The organism is Pararhodobacter marinus, from assembly GCF_003122215.1.
In the GTDB taxonomy this organism is placed as follows: Bacteria; Pseudomonadota; Alphaproteobacteria; order Rhodobacterales; family Rhodobacteraceae; genus Pararhodobacter; species Pararhodobacter marinus.
The window spans coordinates 156,426-174,631 of sequence record NZ_QEYD01000012.1 but is presented as its reverse complement, the minus strand read 5'-3'; the positions used below and the strand labels follow the sequence as shown (position 1 = coordinate 174,631).

At 66.6% G+C, this 18,206-nt stretch carries 18 protein-coding genes; 11 read left to right on the top strand and 7 right to left on the bottom strand.

Translation table 11 applies throughout. The annotated features are described in order from the left end of the window. Positions 1 to 152: 152 nt before the first annotated feature. Positions 153 to 674 carry a CBS domain-containing protein gene (locus tag C4N9_RS18470; RefSeq protein ID WP_109534831.1) on the bottom strand — a complete coding sequence of 174 codons (522 nt, stop codon included), beginning with the start codon at positions 672 to 674 and terminating at the stop codon, positions 153 to 155. 81 nt (positions 675 to 755) lie between these two features. Between C4N9_RS18470 and C4N9_RS18465 the strand changes: the two genes are divergently transcribed. Beyond that, positions 756 to 941: a hypothetical protein gene (locus C4N9_RS18465; protein ID WP_109534830.1), complete on the top strand. Its 186-nt coding sequence runs from the start codon at positions 756 to 758 to the stop codon at positions 939 to 941. 6 nt (positions 942 to 947) lie between these two features. Here the strand turns inward: C4N9_RS18465 and nqrM are convergent, their stop codons facing one another. Further along, the gene (nqrM, locus tag C4N9_RS18460; protein ID WP_109534829.1) at positions 948 to 1,196 is read right to left on the bottom strand and encodes a (Na+)-NQR maturation NqrM; all 249 of its coding nucleotides are present in this window, start codon (positions 1,194 to 1,196) and stop codon (positions 948 to 950) included. Positions 1,197 to 1,220: 24 nt separating this feature from the next. Beyond that, on the bottom strand, positions 1,221 to 2,255 hold the full coding sequence (locus tag C4N9_RS18455; RefSeq protein WP_245902617.1) for an FAD:protein FMN transferase: 1,035 nt from the start codon (positions 2,253 to 2,255) through the stop codon (positions 1,221 to 1,223). 181 nt (positions 2,256 to 2,436) lie between these two features. Between C4N9_RS18455 and C4N9_RS18450 the strand changes: the two genes are divergently transcribed. Genes C4N9_RS18450 through nqrF form a run of 6 tightly spaced genes read left to right on the top strand, consistent with a single transcriptional unit; the run spans position 2,437 to position 8,282 of the window. Beyond that, on the top strand, positions 2,437 to 3,780 hold the full coding sequence (locus C4N9_RS18450; protein ID WP_109534839.1) for a Na(+)-translocating NADH-quinone reductase subunit A: 1,344 nt from the start codon (positions 2,437 to 2,439) through the stop codon (positions 3,778 to 3,780). A 3-nt stretch (positions 3,781 to 3,783) separates the two neighbouring features. Continuing rightward, entirely contained in the window at positions 3,784 to 4,983 is a 1,200-nt protein-coding gene (locus C4N9_RS18445; RefSeq protein WP_109534828.1) for an NADH:ubiquinone reductase (Na(+)-transporting) subunit B, read from the top strand. Continuing rightward, positions 4,976 to 5,785: a Na(+)-translocating NADH-quinone reductase subunit C gene (locus C4N9_RS18440; RefSeq protein WP_109534827.1), complete on the top strand. Its 810-nt coding sequence runs from the start codon at positions 4,976 to 4,978 to the stop codon at positions 5,783 to 5,785. Before C4N9_RS18445 ends, C4N9_RS18440 begins: the two co-directional genes overlap by 8 nt. Beyond that, positions 5,785 to 6,438, top strand: coding sequence for an NADH:ubiquinone reductase (Na(+)-transporting) subunit D (locus tag C4N9_RS18435; RefSeq protein ID WP_109534826.1), 654 nt, complete (start codon positions 5,785 to 5,787; stop codon positions 6,436 to 6,438). The genes C4N9_RS18440 and C4N9_RS18435 overlap by 1 nt, the downstream gene beginning before the upstream one ends. Continuing rightward, on the top strand, positions 6,438 to 7,046 hold the full coding sequence (gene nqrE, locus C4N9_RS18430; RefSeq protein ID WP_109534825.1) for an NADH:ubiquinone reductase (Na(+)-transporting) subunit E: 609 nt from the start codon (positions 6,438 to 6,440) through the stop codon (positions 7,044 to 7,046). Before C4N9_RS18435 ends, nqrE begins: the two co-directional genes overlap by 1 nt. 12 nt (positions 7,047 to 7,058) lie before the next feature. Next, on the top strand, positions 7,059 to 8,282 hold the full coding sequence (gene nqrF / locus C4N9_RS18425) for an NADH:ubiquinone reductase (Na(+)-transporting) subunit F (protein WP_109534824.1): 1,224 nt from the start codon (positions 7,059 to 7,061) through the stop codon (positions 8,280 to 8,282). Positions 8,283 to 8,368: 86 nt separating this feature from the next. Here the strand turns inward: nqrF and C4N9_RS18420 are convergent, their stop codons facing one another. Next, positions 8,369 to 9,013, bottom strand: coding sequence for a response regulator transcription factor (locus tag C4N9_RS18420; RefSeq protein WP_109534823.1), 645 nt, complete (start codon positions 9,011 to 9,013; stop codon positions 8,369 to 8,371). A 182-nt stretch (positions 9,014 to 9,195) separates the two neighbouring features. Here C4N9_RS18420 and C4N9_RS18415 point away from each other — a divergent pair, with 182 nt between their 5' ends. The 4 genes from C4N9_RS18415 (at position 9,196) to C4N9_RS18400 (ending at position 15,431) form a co-directional block, all read left to right on the top strand. Next, complete coding sequence (locus C4N9_RS18415) at positions 9,196 to 9,705, top strand: putative pterin-binding protein (protein WP_109534822.1); 510 nt, start codon at positions 9,196 to 9,198, stop codon at positions 9,703 to 9,705. A gap of 107 nt (positions 9,706 to 9,812) precedes the next feature. Continuing rightward, positions 9,813 to 12,353: a hybrid sensor histidine kinase/response regulator gene (locus tag C4N9_RS18410; protein WP_109534821.1), complete on the top strand. Its 2,541-nt coding sequence runs from the start codon at positions 9,813 to 9,815 to the stop codon at positions 12,351 to 12,353. 88 nt (positions 12,354 to 12,441) lie between these two features. After that, positions 12,442 to 13,473 (top strand): agmatine deiminase family protein, encoded by a 1,032-nt coding sequence (locus C4N9_RS18405; protein ID WP_109534820.1) that lies wholly within the window; start codon positions 12,442 to 12,444, stop codon positions 13,471 to 13,473. A gap of 8 nt (positions 13,474 to 13,481) precedes the next feature. Continuing rightward, positions 13,482 to 15,431 carry an amidase gene (locus tag C4N9_RS18400; protein WP_109534819.1) on the top strand — a complete coding sequence of 650 codons (1,950 nt, stop codon included), beginning with the start codon at positions 13,482 to 13,484 and terminating at the stop codon, positions 15,429 to 15,431. Here the strand turns inward: C4N9_RS18400 and lhgO are convergent, their stop codons facing one another. From lhgO to C4N9_RS18385, 3 genes are all read right to left on the bottom strand, one after another. Next, complete coding sequence (gene lhgO / locus C4N9_RS18395) at positions 15,432 to 16,622, bottom strand: L-2-hydroxyglutarate oxidase (RefSeq protein ID WP_109534818.1); 1,191 nt, start codon at positions 16,620 to 16,622, stop codon at positions 15,432 to 15,434. Positions 16,623 to 16,707: 85 nt separating this feature from the next. Beyond that, positions 16,708 to 17,373, bottom strand: a complete 666-nt coding sequence (locus C4N9_RS18390; protein WP_109534817.1) for a 3-oxoacid CoA-transferase subunit B — start codon at positions 17,371 to 17,373, stop codon at positions 16,708 to 16,710. Further along, complete coding sequence (locus tag C4N9_RS18385; protein WP_109534816.1) at positions 17,370 to 18,104, bottom strand: 3-oxoacid CoA-transferase subunit A; 735 nt, start codon at positions 18,102 to 18,104, stop codon at positions 17,370 to 17,372. The genes C4N9_RS18390 and C4N9_RS18385 overlap by 4 nt, the downstream gene beginning before the upstream one ends. Between the last annotated feature and the right edge of the window lie 102 nt (positions 18,105 to 18,206).

The following is an 18,206-nucleotide window of genomic DNA, read 5'->3' as shown; positions in this document are numbered from 1 at the left end:
CGAGGCCCGCGGCATCGACACCCCCCGCATCTGGACCGCCGAGCGCGATCAGCAGATGTGGAACGACCTGCAGGGGTGAAGGCGCCTTCGGGAATGACAAACGGCCCGCGCATCGCGCGGGCCGTTTCGCGTCATGGGGCGGTGGGCGTCCCTTAACCGACGATCAGCTGCTTGAGCTGCAGCGCTTCGTGTTCCAGCTCGACCAGCCGGTAATTCACCACGTCGCCGATGGTGATCATCCCGGCCAGCGCGCCGCCTTCCATCACCGGCATGTGCCGGAAACGGCCCGCATTCATTGTCTTCAGCACCTGCATCAGCGTCTCGGACGGCTCGCAGGTCTGCACCTTCGAGGTCATCACGTCGCCTACCTTCTGCGGCAGGGTCTGGCCCGGCATGTCCGCCAGTTTGCGCACGATGTCGCGCTCGGACAGGATGCCCACCAGCGCGCCCTCGGTATCGCAGACCAGCAGTGCGCCGATCCGCTTGTCGCGCAGGATCTCGACCGCGCGGCGCAGGGTCTCGTCCGGGGTGATCGAGAACATCTCGTGCCCCTTGTGGTCGAGCACCTGGCGCACGGTCAGGGTTTCGGTCTTGAGGTTGGTTTCCGCACTCTGGCTGTGGGTGCGGTTTTTCTCCTCGTCTTTACGCATCGGAGGCTGATAAGACGCTGGCATTGCGCGGTTCTCTCCCTGGCCGTGGAATGGTCGCTGTCTCAAAGATAGCGCAACCGGACGAAACCAGTAGGAGTTTTTTGCGTGTCGAACCTGACCCTGCCACAACCTCTCGCCGTCACGATCTTCGTTGTGGCCTGCTTTTGCGGCTTTCAGTTCCGCCGGGTCTGGAAGGCCGAGGGCCCGCGCTGGCAATTGTGGCTGTGGGGCGTGCTGGCGGCGGCGGGGCTTCTGAGCGTGGGATTCATCCCGCTCGCCACCCCTTCTTAGCGCGGGTCAGGTCGACGGCGCATCCTCAAGCCCTGCGCGTTCCAGCATCTTGCGCGCACGCGGGCAGGCGAGCCGCTCGCGCAGGGGGCTGTCGGGGTCGATTTCCTTGCTGCAGACAAGGCATTTGTCGGCATCCGCGATGGCATTCAGGCCACCGCAGCTGCCCTTGATGGTGCGTCCCATCAGGATGACGCCAAGCGCCATGCCCAGCATCACCACCAGCAGGATCACGAAAGTCGCAAGGAACGTGGCCATGTCGCGCCGTCCTTATTTCCGATGTCAGGCTACCAGCGCATCGTAACGCGGGCTGGTGGCCGAGGCAAATCCGGCTTCGCTGTCCGCATGGTCGATGAACATCACGGCCACGTCATGCGCCCGCGCGATTTCCAGACCGCGTTCGCGGCCCAGCACCAGCATCGCGGTGGCCCAGGCATCGGCCAGCATCGAATTCTCGGCGATGACGGTGGTCGAGGCGGTGCGGTGCGTGACCGGGCGGCCCGTCGTCGGGTCGATCACATGCGAGAAGCGCTGACCGTCCTGCTCGAAATAGTTGCGGTAATCGCCCGAGGTCGCCAGACCCACGCCCGAGATCCCGACAACGTCATAGACACCACCGCCCAGGGCTGCGGGCGTCTCGATCCCGATCTGCCAGGGCAGGCCGTTGGGGTTGCGGCCGGCTGCATACATGTCGCCGCCGATCTCGACCATGAAATCGGTCGCGCCCAGCTCGGCAATGGCGCGGGCCACGCGGTCGACGCCATAGCCCTTGCCGATGGCCGACAGGTAGACCTGCGCGTCGCCCTGACGCTTGCGCAGCGCCGCGCCCTCGCGGGCCAGGATGCGGCCATGGCCGATGCGCGCCATGGCGTCGGTGATCTGCGCCTCGCCGGGCATTTCATGCGCGCCGGGGGCGCCGAAGCCCCACAGCTCGATCAGCGGGCCAAGCGTGGTATCGAACCGGCCGTCGCTGGCCAGATGCACCTGTTCGGCCGCGTCCATCACCATCGCCAGCTCGCGCGACAGGGTCACCGGGCGGGTGCCGGTCTGCGCGTTGAAGCGCGAGATTTCCGACGCCGGGTTCCAGTTCGACATCTGCCCGTCGACCTCGGCCAGCGCGCCGTCGATGGCGGTGCGGATCTCGGCCTCAGTCAGCTTGCGGGTCTCATCGATCACGGTGATCGAATACGACGTGCCCATCGCGCGCCCGACAAGATTGTGCACCGACGGCTCGCGGCTGCAGGCGGCAAAGGCCAGCGGCAGCGCGAAGGCGGTTCCGACAACGGATCGACGGGAAAATTTGGGCAGATCGGACAATTGTTGACCTCTTCTGGGGTTGCATGCTCACCAGAGCCAGACGTGCGGCTTGTCCGTGACATTCGGGGTCAGTTCAAGCAAAAAAGTTGGCGTCCGGGGCCGATTTTCGACTTTTACCACGCGAAGGGTCGGTGCATAAGCCACCAAACTCGGGATGTATCAAAGCTAGAGGTCACGCGTGGTGAAGCGGTTCGCCCTGAAGAAGGGTCTTGATGTTCCCATTGACGGTGCTCTGCGGCAGAATTCGGTCGAAACGGGCACGGCGCGGATCTACGGCGTGCTGGGGGACGACTATGTCGCGCTGAAGCCTCGAATCGTCGTCGAGGAAGGCGATGCCGTGGGCGCCGGGGCACCGCTGATGTTCCACAAGGACACGCCCGAAGTGCAGATCGTCGCGCCGGTTTCGGGCCGGGTGAAAGCGATCAACCGGGGCGCGCGCCGCAAGCTGATCAGCATCGAGATCGAAGCCGATGACAGCGCCGCCCAGCCGGTCGATTTCTCGCAGATCGGTGGCGAGGACAGCGCCGATGCCATCGCCGAAAAGCTCTGCGCGGCGGGGCTGTGGACCTCGTTCCGCACGCGGCCCTATTCCAAGCTGCCCGACCCGGCGGCGCGGCCCTATGCCATCTACGTCACCGCGATGGATACCGAGCCGCTGTCCCCCGATCCCGCCCCGCTGATCGAGGCCGAGGCGCAGGCCTTCACCAAGGGGCTCGCCTGCATCGCCGCGCTGACCGAGGGCACGACCTATCTGTGCCATGCCGACGGCGCCGCGATCCCGGGCGCCGATCTGCCGGGCGTCGAGGCCGCGGCCTTCTCGGGGCCGCATCCCGCCGGGCTGGCGGGCACGCACATGCATTTCCTGACCCCGCCGTCCAACACGCGGACGGTCTGGACCATCGGTTATCAGGACGTGATCGCCATCGGCCGGCTGTTCCTGACCGGGCGCGTCGATTTCTCGCGGGTGATCGCGCTGGTGGGGCCGATCTGCGCCAATCCGCGCCTGGTGCGCACCACGCTGGGCGCGTCGATGGCCGAACTCGCGGGCGCCGATCTGCCACGGGACGTGCCCGCGCGGATGATTTCGGGCTCGGTGCTGAGCGGTCGGATGGGCGCGGGGGCCAGTGGCTATCTGGGCCGCTATGCGCGCCAGATCACCCTGATCGAGGAAGACCACAAGCAGATCCCGATGGGCTGGATCCGTCCGATGGTGTCGAAATACGCGGTGCAACCGGTACTGGGCTCGGCCCTGTCGCGCCGGACTTTCCCGCTGACCTCGAACCTGAATGGCGGTCGTCGGGCGATGGTGCCCACGGGCACGTTCGAGCGACTGATGCCGCAGGACTTCCTGCCGACCCAGTTGTTGCGCGCGCTGCTGGTTATGGATACTGACCAGGCGCAGGCACTGGGCGCGCTGGAACTCGACGAAGAGGACCTCGGTCTCGTCGGTTTCGCCTGTCCCGCGAAATATGAATATGGCCTCGCTTTGCGGGATTGCCTGAGCAAGATTGAGAAAGAGGGCTGATCCTTGGGATTGCGTAGCTTCTTTGACCGGGTCGAGCCGCATTTCGTGAAGGGCGGCAAATGGGAGCGGTATTTCCCCGTCTACGAGATGGTGGAAAGCTTCCTCTATACGCCCAAGACGGTAACCACCGTCGCCCCGCATGCGCGCTCGTATATCGATATGAAGCGCATCATGACCTATGTGGTGATCGCGACGATCCCCTGCATCCTGATGGCGCTGTACAATACCGGCTATCAGACCAACCGTGCGATCGCCGAGTTCGGCGCCTCGGGCTGGCGCACGGCGGTGATCGAAACGCTGGGCATCGGGTTCGACGCCACCAACCCGCTGGCCAACATGCTGCACGGGTTGCTCTATTTCCTGCCGATCTACATCACGACGCTGGTCGCGGGCGGCATCGCCGAGGTGATCTTCGCCACCGTGCGCAAGCACGAAGTGAACGAAGGCTTCCTCGTGACCTCGATGCTGTATGCGCTGATCGTGCCGGCGACGACGCCGCTGTGGCAGGTCGCCCTGGGCATCCTGTTCGGCGTGGTGATCGGCAAGGAAGTCTTCGGTGGCACGGGCAAGAACTTCCTGAACCCGGCTCTGACCGGGCGGGCCTTCCTGTATTTCGCCTATCCCGCCCAGATGTCGGGCGACAGCGTCTGGGTTCCGGTCGACGGCTATACCGGCGCCACCGCGCTGGCAGTGTCGGCCTCGGACGGGTTCCAGGAACTGGCCGCGCGCGGCATGACCTGGTGGGACAGCTTCCTGGGCTTCATCCCCGGTTCGATGGGCGAGACCTCGACGCTGGCCTGCGCCATCGGGCTTGTGTTCCTGCTGGCCACGCGGATCGCCAATTACCGCATGGTGGTGGGGTGCATGGCCGGGATGATGGCCTTCTCGCTGCTGCTGAACTGGATCGGGTCCTCCTCGAACCCGATGTTCGCGATGCCGTGGTACTGGCACCTTGTCACCGGCGGCTTCGCCTTTGGCCTGGTCTTCATGGTGACCGAACCCGTGTCCGGCGCGCACACCAATATGGGCCGGTATGTCTATGGCGCGCTGATCGGCGTCATGGTGGTGCTGATCCGGGTGCTGAACCCCGCCTTCCCCGAAGGCATGATGCTGGCGATCCTGTTCGGGAACGTCTTTGCGCCGCTGATCGACTATTTCGTCGTTCAGGCCAATATCAAGCGCAGGAGCAAGCGGAATGGCTGACGGTAACGACGCCCCCAAGGGCGCAATCGCCCGTTTCCTGGCGGCGCCCGCGGATTCCGTGGGCAAGACCGTCTTCGTCGCGGTGGCGCTGTGCCTCGTGGCCTCGATGGTCGTGTCGGCGGCCGCCGTGGCGCTGCGCCCGCTGCAGCAGGTCAACGCCCTGCGCGACCGGCAGATCAACATCCTTCAGGTCGCGGGCATCTACGATCCGACCGCCGACGTGGCCGAAAGCTTCGCCGCGTTCGAGCCGCATGTGCTGGAACTGGCGACCGGCGAATTCACCGAGGAGTTCGACCCCGCCACCTTCGATCAGCGCTCGGCGGCGGATGATCCGGCGCTGTCCGTCGATCTGGTCGACGACCCCGCCGGGATCGGCCGCCAGAGCCGCTATGTCACCGTCTATATCCTGCGTGACGACGCGGGCGAGATCGAGCGCGTGATCCTGCCGATCCACGGCTACGGCCTGTGGTCGACGCTCTATGGCTACATCGCGCTCGAATCGGACGGCAACACGATCTACGGCCTGCAATTCTACGAACACGCCGAAACGCCCGGTCTGGGCGCCGAGGTCGACAACCCGCGCTGGCGCGCGGAATGGCGCGGGACGCTTCTGGCCGACGAGAACGGCGAGCTGCAGATCAGCGTGTCGAAAACCGTGCCGCCGGCCGGTCCCGAATACCATATCGACGCGCTGGCCGGTGCCACGCTGACCACGGCCGGCGTCAACAACCTTGTCAATTTCTGGATGGGCGAGAGCGGCTATGGTCCGTTCCTCGACCGGCTCAAAGCGGGGGATGTCTGATGGCTCACAAACGCCGCGAAATGCTGATCGACCCGCTGGTCGACAACAACCCGATCACGCTGCAGGTGCTGGGCATCTGCTCGGCCCTTGCGGTGACATCGTCGCTGCAGGTGGCCTTCGTGATGGCGCTGGCGGTGACGCTGGTGACGGCTTTTTCGTCGATGTTCATCTCGATGATCCGCAGCCAGATCCCCGGCTCGATCCGCATCATCGTGCAGATGGTGATCATCGCCTCGCTGGTGATCGTCGTCGACCAGCTGCTCAAGGCCTTCGCCTTCGAAATCTCGAAGACCCTGTCGGTCTTTGTCGGCCTGATCATCACCAACTGCATCGTCATGGGCCGGGCGGAAGCCTTCGCCATGAAAAACCCGCCCTTCGAAAGCTTCATCGACGGTATCGGTAACGGGCTGGGTTACGGCCTGATCCTGATGCTGGTCGGCGTCGTGCGCGAGCTGTTCGGCTCGGGAAGCCTGTTCGGCTTCACCATCCTGGAGACGGTGAATAACGGTGGCTGGTACGTTCCGAACGGCCTGCTACTGCTGCCGCCCTCGGCCTTCTTCATCATCGGTCTGCTGATCTGGGCCTTCCGGTCGTGGAAACCCGAACAGGTCGAAGAGCGCGAATACAAGATCCAAACGGTCGAGACACACTGATGGAAGCGCTGATCTCCCTTGCCGTCCGCTCGATCTTTATCGAGAACCTCGCGCTGTCCTTTTTTCTGGGCATGTGTACCTTCATCGCCGTGTCGAAAAAGATCTCGACCGCGATGGGGCTCGGGATCTCGGTGATGATCGTGCAGGCGATCACCGTGCCGGCGAACAACCTGCTGCTCACCTACCTGCTGGCGCCCGGCGCGCTGGCCTGGGCGGGTTTCCCGGATGTCGACCTGACCTTCCTCGGCCTGATCTCGTATATCGGCGTGATCGCCGCGCTGGTGCAGATCCTCGAGATGGTGCTCGATAAGTACTTCCCGCCGCTCTACAACGCGCTCGGGGTCTTCCTGCCGCTGATTACCGTGAACTGCGCCATCCTCGGCGGCTCGCTGTTCATGGTCGAACGCGATTACGACTTCGCCGAGGCCGCGACCTACGGGCTGTCCTCGGGCTTTGGCTGGGCGCTGGCCATCACGCTGATGGCGGGCGTGCGCGAGAAGCTGAAATATTCGGACATCCCGAACGGTCTGCAGGGGCTTGGCATCACCTTCATCACGGCGGGGCTGATGGCGATGGCGTTCATGTCCTTCTCCGGCGTGAAACTCTGAGGAACGAGGATCATGGAAACTTTCAGCCTTGGGGTCCTGCTGTTCACTCTGATCGTCATCGCGCTGGTGACGGTCATCCTGGCCGCGCGGTCGCGGCTGGTATCCAGCGGCAACGTCAATATCCGCATCAACGGTGAAAAGACCATTTCGGTCCCCGCGGGCGGCAAGCTGCTGCAGACGCTGGCCGAACAGAAGCTGTTCGTGCCCTCGGCCTGCGGGGGCGGCGGCACCTGCGCGCAATGCCGTGTGCGCATCCATTCCGGCGGCGGGTCGATCCTGCCGACCGAGGAATCGCACATCACCAAGCGCGAAGCCGCGCGCGGGGACCGGCTGTCGTGCCAGGTCGCGGTCAAGCAGGACATGGAGGTCGAGGTCCCCGAAGAGGTCTTCGGCGTCAAGAAATGGGAATGCACCGTCCGCTCGAACGAGAACGTGGCGACCTTCATCAAGGCGCTGGTTCTGGACCTGCCCGAGGGCGAGGACGTCAATTTCCGCGCCGGCGGCTATATCCAGATCGAAGCGCCCGCGCATACGGTGAAATACACCGATTTCGACGTCGAAGAGGAATATCGCGGCGACTGGGACCGGTTCAATCTGTGGCAATACACCTCGACCGTCGATGAGCCGATCGAGCGCGCCTATTCGATGGCCAACTATCCGGACGAAAAGGGCATGATCATGCTCAATGTCCGCGTGGCCTCGCCCCCGCCGGGGTCCGAAGGCATCCCGCCGGGCAAGATGTCGTCTTACATCTTCAACCTGAAGCCGGGCGACAAGGTCACCATTTCCGGCCCGTTCGGCGAATTCTTCGCCCGCGACACCAACAAGGAAATGGTCTTCATCGGTGGCGGCGCGGGTATGGCGCCGATGCGCTCGCATATCTTCGACCAGCTCAAGCGCCTGAAGAACAAGGATCGCAAGATCAGCTTCTGGTACGGCGCCCGGTCCAAGCGCGAGATGTTCTTCGTCGAGGACTTCGACCAGCTTGCCGCCGAATTCCCGAATTTCGAATGGCATGTCGCGCTGTCCGATGCGCTGCCCGAGGACGACTGGAAAGGCTATACCGGCTTCATCCACAACGTTCTGTTCGAGGAATACCTCAAGAACCACCCGGCGCCCGAGGATTGCGAATACTACATGTGCGGTCCGCCCATCATGAACGCCTCGGTCATCAACATGCTGCTCGAGCTGGGCGTCGACCGCGAAGACATCATGCTCGACGATTTCGGCGGCTGATCCGCCGGTCAGACATCGCGAAACGTATCGATGGCCCGCTCCGATTGTTTCGGGGCGGGCCTTTCGCAACCCGGACAGGGGGGCGTTCAGACAAGGCCCCTGTCGCGCGCGGCACGCACCGCCTGCACCCGGTTCGCCACCCCCAGCTTGGCGCAGATCGTGCCGATGGCCGCCTTGATCGCGTCTTCTTCCACTTCGAAGATGGCCGCGATCAGGTGGTTCGCCTTGCCCTCGCCCAGCAGCTTGAGGATCTCGGCCTCGCGCGGGGTGAAGACCTGTTCCGCGTCCGGTGGACCTGTTTCCACCTGTTCGGGAAGGAAATTCCCGCCGGCGCGCAAGTCGCGGATCACGTCGACCAGTTTCTTCATCGAGATCGTCTTCGGGATCACCCCCGCCGCCCCCGCCGCCGTCACCTGCGCGATCAGTTGCGGCGTCGGCGTGCCGGTGATGATCGCCACCGGCCGCGAGGGCTGTCGCGCCTTCATCCGTTCCAGCCCGGTGATCCCGTTCATCCCCGGCATGTTGTAATCCAGGATCACCACGTCGAACGGCCCGTGCCTTTCGTCAAGCTCGATCGCCGCGTCCAGTGTCGAGCAGATGACGGCGATCAGGTCCGGGGTCGATCCCAGCAACATGGCGATCATTTCCGTCACCATGTCGTGGTCGTCCGCGACCAGCACGCGCGCACGCTTCGGCGCAGCGGCGAGCGAGTGTGCTTCTGAAGTTTTCATGCATTGCCTCGAATTGTGCGGGTTTTCCGGACGCGCCGGGCGGGTCGAAGGGCGGGCCGTAGGTCTTTGTTCATCCCTTCATGGTCAGATGAATCATAAGATTCCGTTGCAGCGGGTCGGGGCGCGAAACGCGCGAAAGGCCCCGCTGCTGCCCAGTTCCACGTTCCTTGCAAAGGTTCCCGATGCGTTACTCACTCCGGTTTCCGGCCCTTCTCGTTCTCTTCGTCGCCGCCATTCCGCTGTTTCTGGGCGCGCGTCCCGCCCTTGCGCAGGAAACGGTTCTCGTCATCGAAAGGTCGGGCGACGCGCTTGCGCTCACTCGCGACGACCTGCGCGCGCTCCCGCAGGAAGTCTTCACCACCGGCACGATCTGGACCGAAGGGGTGACCGAGTTTACCGGCGTGCCCCTGCGCGCGCTTCTGGACCTTGCGGGGGTCGGGGCCGCAGGAAGCGAGGCACCCCAGGCGGTCAGCGTCATCGCCGCCAACGACTACGCGATCGACATCCCGCTCTCGGAAATCGGCGACCGATATCCGGTTGTCGCCTATCTGCGCGACGGCCAGGAGTTCTCGCTGCGCGACAACGGTCCGCTGTGGATCGTCTATCCCTTTGACGCCGCGCCGTCCTTTCGCACCGATGAAATTTATGCCCGCAGCGTCTGGCAGCTGGCGCGCATCCGGGTGACTCCCTGAAGCCGGTCCCGCGCCCGCTCAGGGCGCGCCGCTTTCTCGGCATTCCGGGGGAGCGGCTGGGCCGGTTCATCGTGCTGGGCCTATGCGCCCTTGCAGCGGGGGCCACGATGCTGATCGCGGTGGGCCTGCTCATCCGCGTCATCGAAAGAAACCACAGCCTTTACGAGGTGCAGGACGACAACCGCACCTGGACCCTTGCCCAGCACGAGGTGGAGCTTCTGCGCCTGCGGGGCGCGGCGCAGGATGTGCTGATCGCGACGCTCGCGGGCCGGCCGGATGTCAGGGCCGAGCTGCAGGAATTTCGCCTGCGCTTCGACATTGTCTATTCGCGCCATGCCATCCTCTCGCAGACCTTCCGCTCGGGCCGTTTCCCCGCGGTCGAGGGTAGCGCCTCCACGTTGCGGCTTCAGGCCGGCTTCCTGGAGCAGACCGTGCCGCTGGTCGACGGTCCCGACGCGCCGCTGATCGACGCGATGCCTGCGATCGAGGCCGAGATCCGCGCGCTGCGAAACGCCATCCGGCCCCTCGCGGTCGACGGACTTGCCGCCATCGCCGGGGAAAGCGTTGCCGCGCGCGATTCGCTGGGCGGAGAGTTCCGTCGCTTTCTCGGCGCAACGCTTGTCCTGGCCTTGCTGATGGCGCTGATGATCGTGCTGGCGCTGCAGCAGAATCGCGCCGCCGAGCGCCGGCTTGCCGCCTCGCAGCGGATCCGCCACGATCTGGACCAGATGATCGAAGCCTCGCTCGACGCGGTGCTTCTGGTCGATGGCACAGGCTGCATCACCCTGCATAACCGCGCCGCGGCCGAGATGTTCACGACCGGCGAGGCGCCGCTGGTGGGCCTGCGCTTCGACGCGCTCATCGCGCCCGAATGCTCCGCCAATCTGCCCGCACGCACAGGTCACGGGCGCGAAGATATCACCGCGCGAAGCCCCGCTGGGCGTCAGTTCCCGGCGGAAATCGTCGTCGCCGAGGCGCGGGCGGCAGGGCAGCGCGCGCATATCGTCTTCATGCGCGACATGACCGACGTGGTCGAGCGCGAGGAAACGCTGCGCCGCGCGCATGACGCGGCCCGGCGCGGGGAAGAGGCCAAGGCGCGTTTCCTTGCCGTGATGAGCCATGAAATGCGCACCCCGCTCAACGGCGTTCTTGCCACGCTCGACCTGCTCAGGCCGTGCATCGCGGGCGATGCGCAGGCCCTGCGCTATCTGCGCATCATCGAGCGCAGCGGCATCACGGCGCTTGATCAGGTGAACGATGTGCTGGAACTGGCGCGGATCGACAATTCCGGTGCCGCCGCCTATCCCGAAACGGTCTTTTCCCCCGCGCAATTCCTGAGCGACATGGTCGAGCAGAACCGCGCCTCGGCCCGCGCGAACGGGAATGCCCTAGACCTGGTCGTCGCCCCCGGCCTTGGGGAACTCTGGGTGCGGGGGCGGGCAAGCCTGCTTTTGCGGGTGATCCACAACTTCCTGGGAAACGCCATCAAGTTCACCAGTGACGGATGGGTCACGCTGCGCCTGAGCGCCGGGGATCCTGTTCCTCCCGCCGGGGCGCCGGTCACGTTGCGCATGGCGGTGCAGGATACCGGGATCGGCATCGAAAAGGCCGATCTCACGCGGATCTTCGAGAATTTCGAAACGCTCGATCAGGCCTATGGCCGGGTGCGCGAAGGCTCGGGGCTGGGTCTGGGCATCGCCCGCATCGCCGCCGAAACGCTGGGCGGCCGGATCGAGGTCGACAGTGCCCCCGGCGAAGGCAGCACCTTTGCGCTGATCGTCCCATTGCCCCGCGTGGAAGCGCCTGAAAACCGCGCCACGCGGCCCACCGAAATGTCTGCCGATACAGCAGACGGAGCGCTGCCGAAGCAGGGGGCGGGCGCCGGGCCGGAGCCGATGCATATCCTTGTCGCCGACGACAATGCGATCAACCGGGAGGTGCTGCAGGAATTGCTGGTGGCGGACGGCCATTCGGTGGTTCTGGCCGCGGACGGGCACGCGGCGGTCAGCGCGGCGCTGGATGACGCGTTCGACGTGATCCTGATGGATATCAACATGCCCGAATGCGATGGAATCGAAGCCACGCGGCGGTTGCGGGCCGAGGGCGTCGACACGCCGGTTCTGGCCGTCACCGCGATGGCCGGCCCCGAACAGCACGCGCAGTTCCGCGAGGCGGGGCTCTGTGCGGTCCTTTTGAAGCCGATCAACCGGGTCGCGCTGCGCGATGCCCTGCGCCGCGCCCGCCGCGAGGACGAGGCGCCCCGCCCGGCAGCGCCCCAGCCTGCACCGCCCCAGCCCGCAACGCCCTCCCGGGAAGCGCTCGACGCAGCGATCCGCGACGATCTGCGCGCGACTGTGGGTGAGGCGGCGCTCACCGACTTTACCCTGCGCGCGCTGGCCGACTGGGATGCGGCGCTGACCGGGCTGCCCGCCCTTCTGGCCGAGGACCGGCTTGACGCGTTCGCACAGGAGGCGCACCGCACCGCCGGGTCGTTGGCCAGTGTCGGCCTGGCGCGGGGGGCGGCGCTTTTCAGGCAGTTGCAGCACCACGCGCAGGCGGCCGACCGGGCGGCGCTTGCCCCGCTTCTGACGGAAGCCCGCGACGAACGGCTGCGCGCCGGGGACGCCCTCGCCCCCGCCCCGCCCTGAGGCTTTCGGCCCTCGCCGGCCGGTTCGGACTTGCCCCGCACGCGGACACGGGCAATCCTGCGCCGACCAACACAGCGCGAGACCGCCGATGCCCTTCACGATGCCCGCCGAAACCCACAAGCAAGACCGCGTCTGGATGACCTTTCCGCGCGAAGGCCAGACCCTGGGCGACAGCATGGCCGAGCGCGAGGCGGGTTATGCGGCCTGGACCGCCGTCGCCCATGCCGTCGCGCGCTTCGTGCCGGTGACGATGGTTGTCGACCCTTCCGAACGGGCGCGGGCACGCAAGATGCTGAGCGGCGAGATCGAACAGGTCGAGCGGGTGGTCGACGATTTCTGGATGCGCGATGCCGGCCCGACCTTCGTGCATGATGAGACCGGCGCGCTGGCCGCGGTGGACTGGATCTTCAACGGCTGGGGCGTTGCCGACTGGACTAGTGCGACGCATGACAGGGGCATGGCGGCGTTCGTGGCTGGGCTGGCGGGCGTGCCGGTCGTCCCCTCGCTTCTGGTGAACGAGGGCGGTGGCATCCATGTCGACGGCGAGGGCACGGTGCTGCTGACCGACACCGTGCAGCTCGATCCGGGCCGCAACCCCCATGCAGACCGCGCGCGGGTCGAGGCCGAGATGACCCGCACGCTGGGCACGTCCAAAGCCATCTGGCTGCCGAAGGGCCTGACGCGCGACTACGACATGTTCGGGACGCGCGGCCATGTCGATATCGTCGCCACCTTCTGCGCGCCGGGCCGGGTGCTGGTCCACGATCAGCGCGATCCGTCGCATCCCGATCACGCCGTCTCGCAGGAAATCATGGCGCAGCTTGCCGCCGAGACCGACGCGCAGGGCCGCCCGCTCGAAGTGATCGCGCTGCCCGCCCCGGACAGGCTCACCGACGCACTTGGCCCGGTCGATTACAGCTACGTCAATCACCTTGTCTGCAACGACGGCGTCATTGCCTGCGCCTTTGGCGAGCCCGAGGCCGATCAGCGTGCCGCCGGGATACTGTCAGAGGCCTATCCGGGTCGGAGCGTCGTTTCGGTCGATGCCCGCGAGTTGTTCGCCCGCGGCGGCGGTATCCATTGCATCACCCAGCAGCAACCCGCCGCCCGCCCGTCGTGACCGCTGCCATGACCCTGATGACTGCCAGCATCGCCACGCTGGCGGAGGCGCTGGCCTCGGGCCGGATCACCGCCACGGCCCTTCTGGCCGAAACGCTGGAACGCATCGCCGCCTATGACCGCGCGGGGCCGGTGCTGAACGCGGTGCCGATCCTGAACCCTGATATGTTCGCCGAGGCACAGCAATCCGATCTGAGGCGGGCGCAGGGCCGGGCGCGGGGGCCGCTGGACGGGATCCCCTATACCGCCAAGGGCAGTTACAAGGCCCGGGGCTTGCCGGTCGATGCCGGATCGCCCGCTTTCGCCGGGCTCATCGCGAACGAGGACAGCTTCGCGGTCGAACGGCTCAGGGCGGCGGGGGCGGTGCTGGTCGGGCTGACCACGATGCCACCCATGGCCAATGGCGGGATGCAGCGGGGCCTGCACGGACGCGCGGAATCGCCCTATTCGGCGGCGTGGATGACGGCCTCCTTCGCGTCGGGCTCGTCCAACGGGTCGGGCACGGCGACAGCGGCGGGGTTCGGCGTGTTCGGGCTGGGCGAGGAGACGTGGTCCTCGGGCCGCGCGCCCGCCTCCCATAACGCGCTGTGCGCCTATACGCCCAGCCGGGGAGCGATTTCGGTCCGCGGCAACTGGCCGCTGGTGCCGACGATGGACGTCGTCGTGCCGCATACCCGCTCGATGGCCGATATGCTGGTGCTGGTCGAGACGCTGCTTCAGGACGATCCCCGCCGGGACGGGGATTTCTGGCGCTCGCAGCCCTGGATCCCGGTGGCGCCGGTGCGGATCGCCGATGTCCCGGCGCTGGCCCGGGAGGCGTCGCTTTACGGGCGGCGTATCGGCATTCCGGCGATGTATCTCAACGCCGATCCCGAGGCGGGCACCGCGCCCGAGCCCGGCATCGGCGGACCCACCGGCCAGCGGATCGACACCCGCGCGAGCGTGCTGCGGCTGTGGGAGCGGACGCGCGACCGGCTCGAGGCGGCGGGCGCGACGGTCATGCTGACCGATTTCCCGGTCGTCTCGAACTACGAGGGCGACCGACCCGGCGCGCCGCGCATCGACACGCGCGGGCTGGTGAGCAAAGCCTATCTGAAGCGCGAGATCGTCGATCTTTCCGCCTGGAGCTGGGACGATTTCCTGCGCCGCAACGGCCAGCCGGGCCTGGAGACGCTGGCGGCGGTCGATGGCGCGCGGATCTTCCCGCACCCCCAAGGCGCCTTGCCCGACCGCTATACCGGTTTCGACGACGACATCGCAGCCTATCCCGACCATGTCCGCGCCCACCCGCGTGCGGGGTTCGAGGATATTCCCGAGATCGCCGACGGATTGCGGGGGCTTGAAGAAACCCGCAAGCGCGATCTCGAAGACTGGATGGACCGGCTGGGGCTGGACGTGGTCGTGTTTCCCGCCGTGGCCGATATCGCTCCGTCGGATGCCGATACCAACCCGGCTTCGGCCGATCTGGCCTGGCGCAACGGCACGTGGATCGCCAACGGCAACCTTGCGATGCGGCATCTGGGCATTCCCAGCGTCACCGTGCCGATGGGGCTGCTTGACGATATCGCCATGCCGGTGGGGCTGACACTGATCGGGCGCGGGGGTGACGATGCGGCGCTGTTGTCGCTGGCTTGCGCCATCGAGGCCGCGTTGCCGCCGCGAAGCGTGCCGCCGCGCACGCCCGGTCTGCGCCCGCTGACCGCGCCGGTTCCGCCCGATGCGCCCTTGCCGCAACTGCGTCTCGAGACCCGGCACGAGGGCACGCAGACCTATCTGACCATCCATTGCGACAGCCCGCTTGCCACGCTGAGCGTGGCGGGACAGCCGGTCGCGACGGACCTGCCTGCCCAGGTCAGCCTGCCGCGCAACACTTACCGGCACAGCGAATGGGCGCCGCCTCATGGCCCGCTGGTCGTGGCGCTGACGACGGACGGTCGCGGGGCCTTTGCCGAGGGGTAACTACCCGTCCAGCAACCGCCCGGCGATCATGTCGCCAATGGGCAGGGCCGAGGTCGCGGCGGGCGAGGGGGCGTTGCAGACATGCAGCATCCGGTCGGTATCGAGAAACAGGAAATCGTGCAGCATCTCGCCCCCGGCGCCCACCGCCTGCGCGCGGATGCCCGGCGCCATCGGCGTCAGATCGGCCAGTTCCAGCGACGGGCAATAGCGCTGGCAGGCGGCCAGGTAGCGGCGCTTGAACAGAGAATTCCCCAGCTCGTCCAGACCGGGGCGGATATTCGCGGCAATCGCGCGCCAGAAGCCGGGAAAGGCCAGCATCGCGCCCAGATCGCGCAGGTCGACCGACAGTTTCGGATACCCCTCGCGCGCAAGGCCCAGCATCGCATTGGGGCCGACCGTCATCGAGCCGTCGATCATCGGCGTCAGGTGCACGCCAAGAAACGGCAGGCCGGGCTCGGGCACGGGATAGATCATCGCCTGGGCGACGCCCGACCGTTCGGGCCGCAGGCGCCAGTATTCGCCGCGGAAGGGCACGATCCGGTGGTGGATCGTCAAGCCCGCCATCCGCGCCACCCGGTCCGATTGCAGCCCCGCGCAGGCCACCAGCCGCCGGGCGCGGACCGTTCCGCCGGGCAGGGCGATCTCGACCGTATCGCCGCCTTCGCGGATCGCCTGGGGGGCGGCGCCATAGCGGATCTCCGCCCCCTTGGCGGTGATCTCGTGCGCCAGCGCCTTCAGCACCTGCCGGAAATCCACGATGGCCGCATCCGGCACGAAGATCGCCTTCTTGCCGGCAATCGCGGGTTCGCGCTCGGCAATCTCGGCCTGCGACAGAAGCGAGGCGCGGATCCCGTTCTCGCCCGCCCGTACATAGAGCGCGTCAAGGCGCGGAATCTCGTCGTCGCGCGTGGCGACGATCAGCTTGCCGCGATCTTCAAAGGCGATGCCATGCTCGCGGCAGAACTCCTTGGTGCGCGCGGCCCCGTCACGGCAGAGCCGTGCCTTCAGGCTGCCGGGCTGATAATAGATCCCCGAATGGATCACGCCCGAATTATGCCCGGTCTGATGGCGGCCCAGCCCGCTTTCCTTTTCCAGCAGGATCTGGCTTGCGCCCGGCTGACGCGCCAGAAGCGCCCGCGCCGTGGCCAGCCCGACAATGCCGCCGCCGATGATGCAGAAATCGTGGATCATGCCGCCTCCGTAGAAGGCGAGCCTAGCGCAATCCGGGCCGGGGGAAAGCCCCCGGCACCGCTTGCAGATCGGCTTACAGGTCGGCTTACAGATCGGGCGCGACCAGATCGCCGACCGCGCCATCCAGATGCAGCCTGGCCCCGGTCAAGTCCTGCAGCGCCTCCAGCGTCAGCGCGGGGACCTTTTCGCGCAGGACGAACCGGCCCGCCACGATGTCGATCACCGCAAGGCTGGAATAGACCCGCGTCACGCAGCCCACGCCGGTCAGCGGCAGGCTGCATTGACGCACCAGCTTGGGCGCGCCGTCCTTGGTGACGTGATCCATCATCACCGCCACGCGCTTGGCGCCATGGACCAGATCCATGGCCCCGCCCACCGCTGGAACCCCGCGCGGACCCGTGGACCAGTTCGCCAGATCGCCGGTTTCGGCCACCTCGTAGGCGCCCAGAATCGCCACGTCCAGATGCCCGCCGCGCACCATCGCGAAACTGTCGGCGTGATGGAAGAACGCCGTGCCGGGCTTCAGCGTCACCGCCTTCTTGCCCGCGTTGATCAGGTCCCAGTCTTCCTCGCCGGGGGGCGGGGCCTCGCCGAAACCGAGGATGCCATTCTCGGTGTGGAAGATCGCTTCGCGGCCGGGCGGCTGGAACCTGGCCACCATTTCCGGCTGGCCGATGCCCAGATTGACATAGGCGCCGTCTTCGATGTCCTGCGCCGCGCGCCATGCCATCTGCGTGGGGGTCAGTCTCATGCCGGGACCTCGGGATAGCGCGCGCCGGCGCGGTTCAGGGCTTCTTCCTGTGCGGGATTCGCGACTTCGACCACGCCCTGCACGAAGATTCCGGGGGTGACGACCGCCTCGGGATCGATCGCGCCCGGCTCGACCAGTTCGGACACCTGTGCGATGCTCACCGCGGCGGCCGCGCACATCAGCGGGCCGAAATTGCGCGCGGCCATCCGGTAGGTCAGGTTGCCCAGCCGGTCGCCGCGATGCGCTTTCACCAAGGCGTAATCCGCCTTCAGCCAGCGCTCGCGCACATAGGGGCGGCCGTCGAATTCCTCGACCGGCTTGCCCTCGGCCAGCGCGGTGCCATAGCTCGTGGGCGTGTAAAAGGCCGGGATCCCGGCGCCGCCCGCACGGATCCGCTCGGCCAGCGTACCCTGCGGCACCAGGTCCAGCGCGATCCGCCCGGCCTTGTAGGCCTCGGTAAAGACCACCGGATCGGCCGAGCGCGGAAAGGAGCAGATCAGCGTCGCCACCATCCCCTGTTCGATCAGCGCGGCCAGCCCGACATGGCCATTGCCCGCGTTGTTGTTGATGACGGTCAGGTTCTTCGGATGGCCGGTCGCCAGATAGCGGTCGATCAGCGCGTGGATCAGTTCGATCGGCCCGCCCGAGCCGCCGAAACCGCCGATCATCACGCTCATCCCGTCCTCGATGCCGGCCACGGCGGCGGCCAGATCGGGCAAGCTCTTGTCCATAGCGCCCTCCTTGATGCGAGGATCAAGGGATAGCCAGCACAGGGGGCGCGGGTCCAGCCGGGATGTGCGGTATTCAAACTTTGTTCGCTATCCGCACGGCTG

What these genes read in the sequence shown, in the direction of transcription:
- lhgO (WP_109534818.1), bottom strand. Translation starts at nt 16,622, where the DNA reads ATGATCCACGATTTCTGCATCATCGGCGGCGGCATTGTCGGGCTGGCC.
- C4N9_RS18435 (WP_109534826.1), top strand. Translation starts at nt 5,785, where the DNA reads ATGGCTCACAAACGCCGCGAAATGCTGATCGACCCGCTGGTCGACAAC.
- C4N9_RS18405 (WP_109534820.1), top strand. Translation starts at nt 12,442, where the DNA reads ATGCCCTTCACGATGCCCGCCGAAACCCACAAGCAAGACCGCGTCTGG.
- nqrM (WP_109534829.1), bottom strand. Translation starts at nt 1,196, where the DNA reads ATGGCCACGTTCCTTGCGACTTTCGTGATCCTGCTGGTGGTGATGCTG.
- C4N9_RS18385 (WP_109534816.1), bottom strand. Translation starts at nt 18,104, where the DNA reads ATGGACAAGAGCTTGCCCGATCTGGCCGCCGCCGTGGCCGGCATCGAG.
- C4N9_RS18470 (WP_109534831.1), bottom strand. Translation starts at nt 674, where the DNA reads ATGCCAGCGTCTTATCAGCCTCCGATGCGTAAAGACGAGGAGAAAAAC.
- C4N9_RS18410 (WP_109534821.1), top strand. Translation starts at nt 9,813, where the DNA reads ATGCTGATCGCGGTGGGCCTGCTCATCCGCGTCATCGAAAGAAACCAC.
- C4N9_RS18400 (WP_109534819.1), top strand. Translation starts at nt 13,482, where the DNA reads ATGACCCTGATGACTGCCAGCATCGCCACGCTGGCGGAGGCGCTGGCC.
- C4N9_RS18390 (WP_109534817.1), bottom strand. Translation starts at nt 17,373, where the DNA reads ATGAGACTGACCCCCACGCAGATGGCATGGCGCGCGGCGCAGGACATC.
- nqrE (WP_109534825.1), top strand. Translation starts at nt 6,438, where the DNA reads ATGGAAGCGCTGATCTCCCTTGCCGTCCGCTCGATCTTTATCGAGAAC.
- C4N9_RS18440 (WP_109534827.1), top strand. Translation starts at nt 4,976, where the DNA reads ATGGCTGACGGTAACGACGCCCCCAAGGGCGCAATCGCCCGTTTCCTG.
- C4N9_RS18415 (WP_109534822.1), top strand. Translation starts at nt 9,196, where the DNA reads ATGCGTTACTCACTCCGGTTTCCGGCCCTTCTCGTTCTCTTCGTCGCC.
- C4N9_RS18420 (WP_109534823.1), bottom strand. Translation starts at nt 9,013, where the DNA reads ATGAAAACTTCAGAAGCACACTCGCTCGCCGCTGCGCCGAAGCGTGCG.
- nqrF (WP_109534824.1), top strand. Translation starts at nt 7,059, where the DNA reads ATGGAAACTTTCAGCCTTGGGGTCCTGCTGTTCACTCTGATCGTCATC.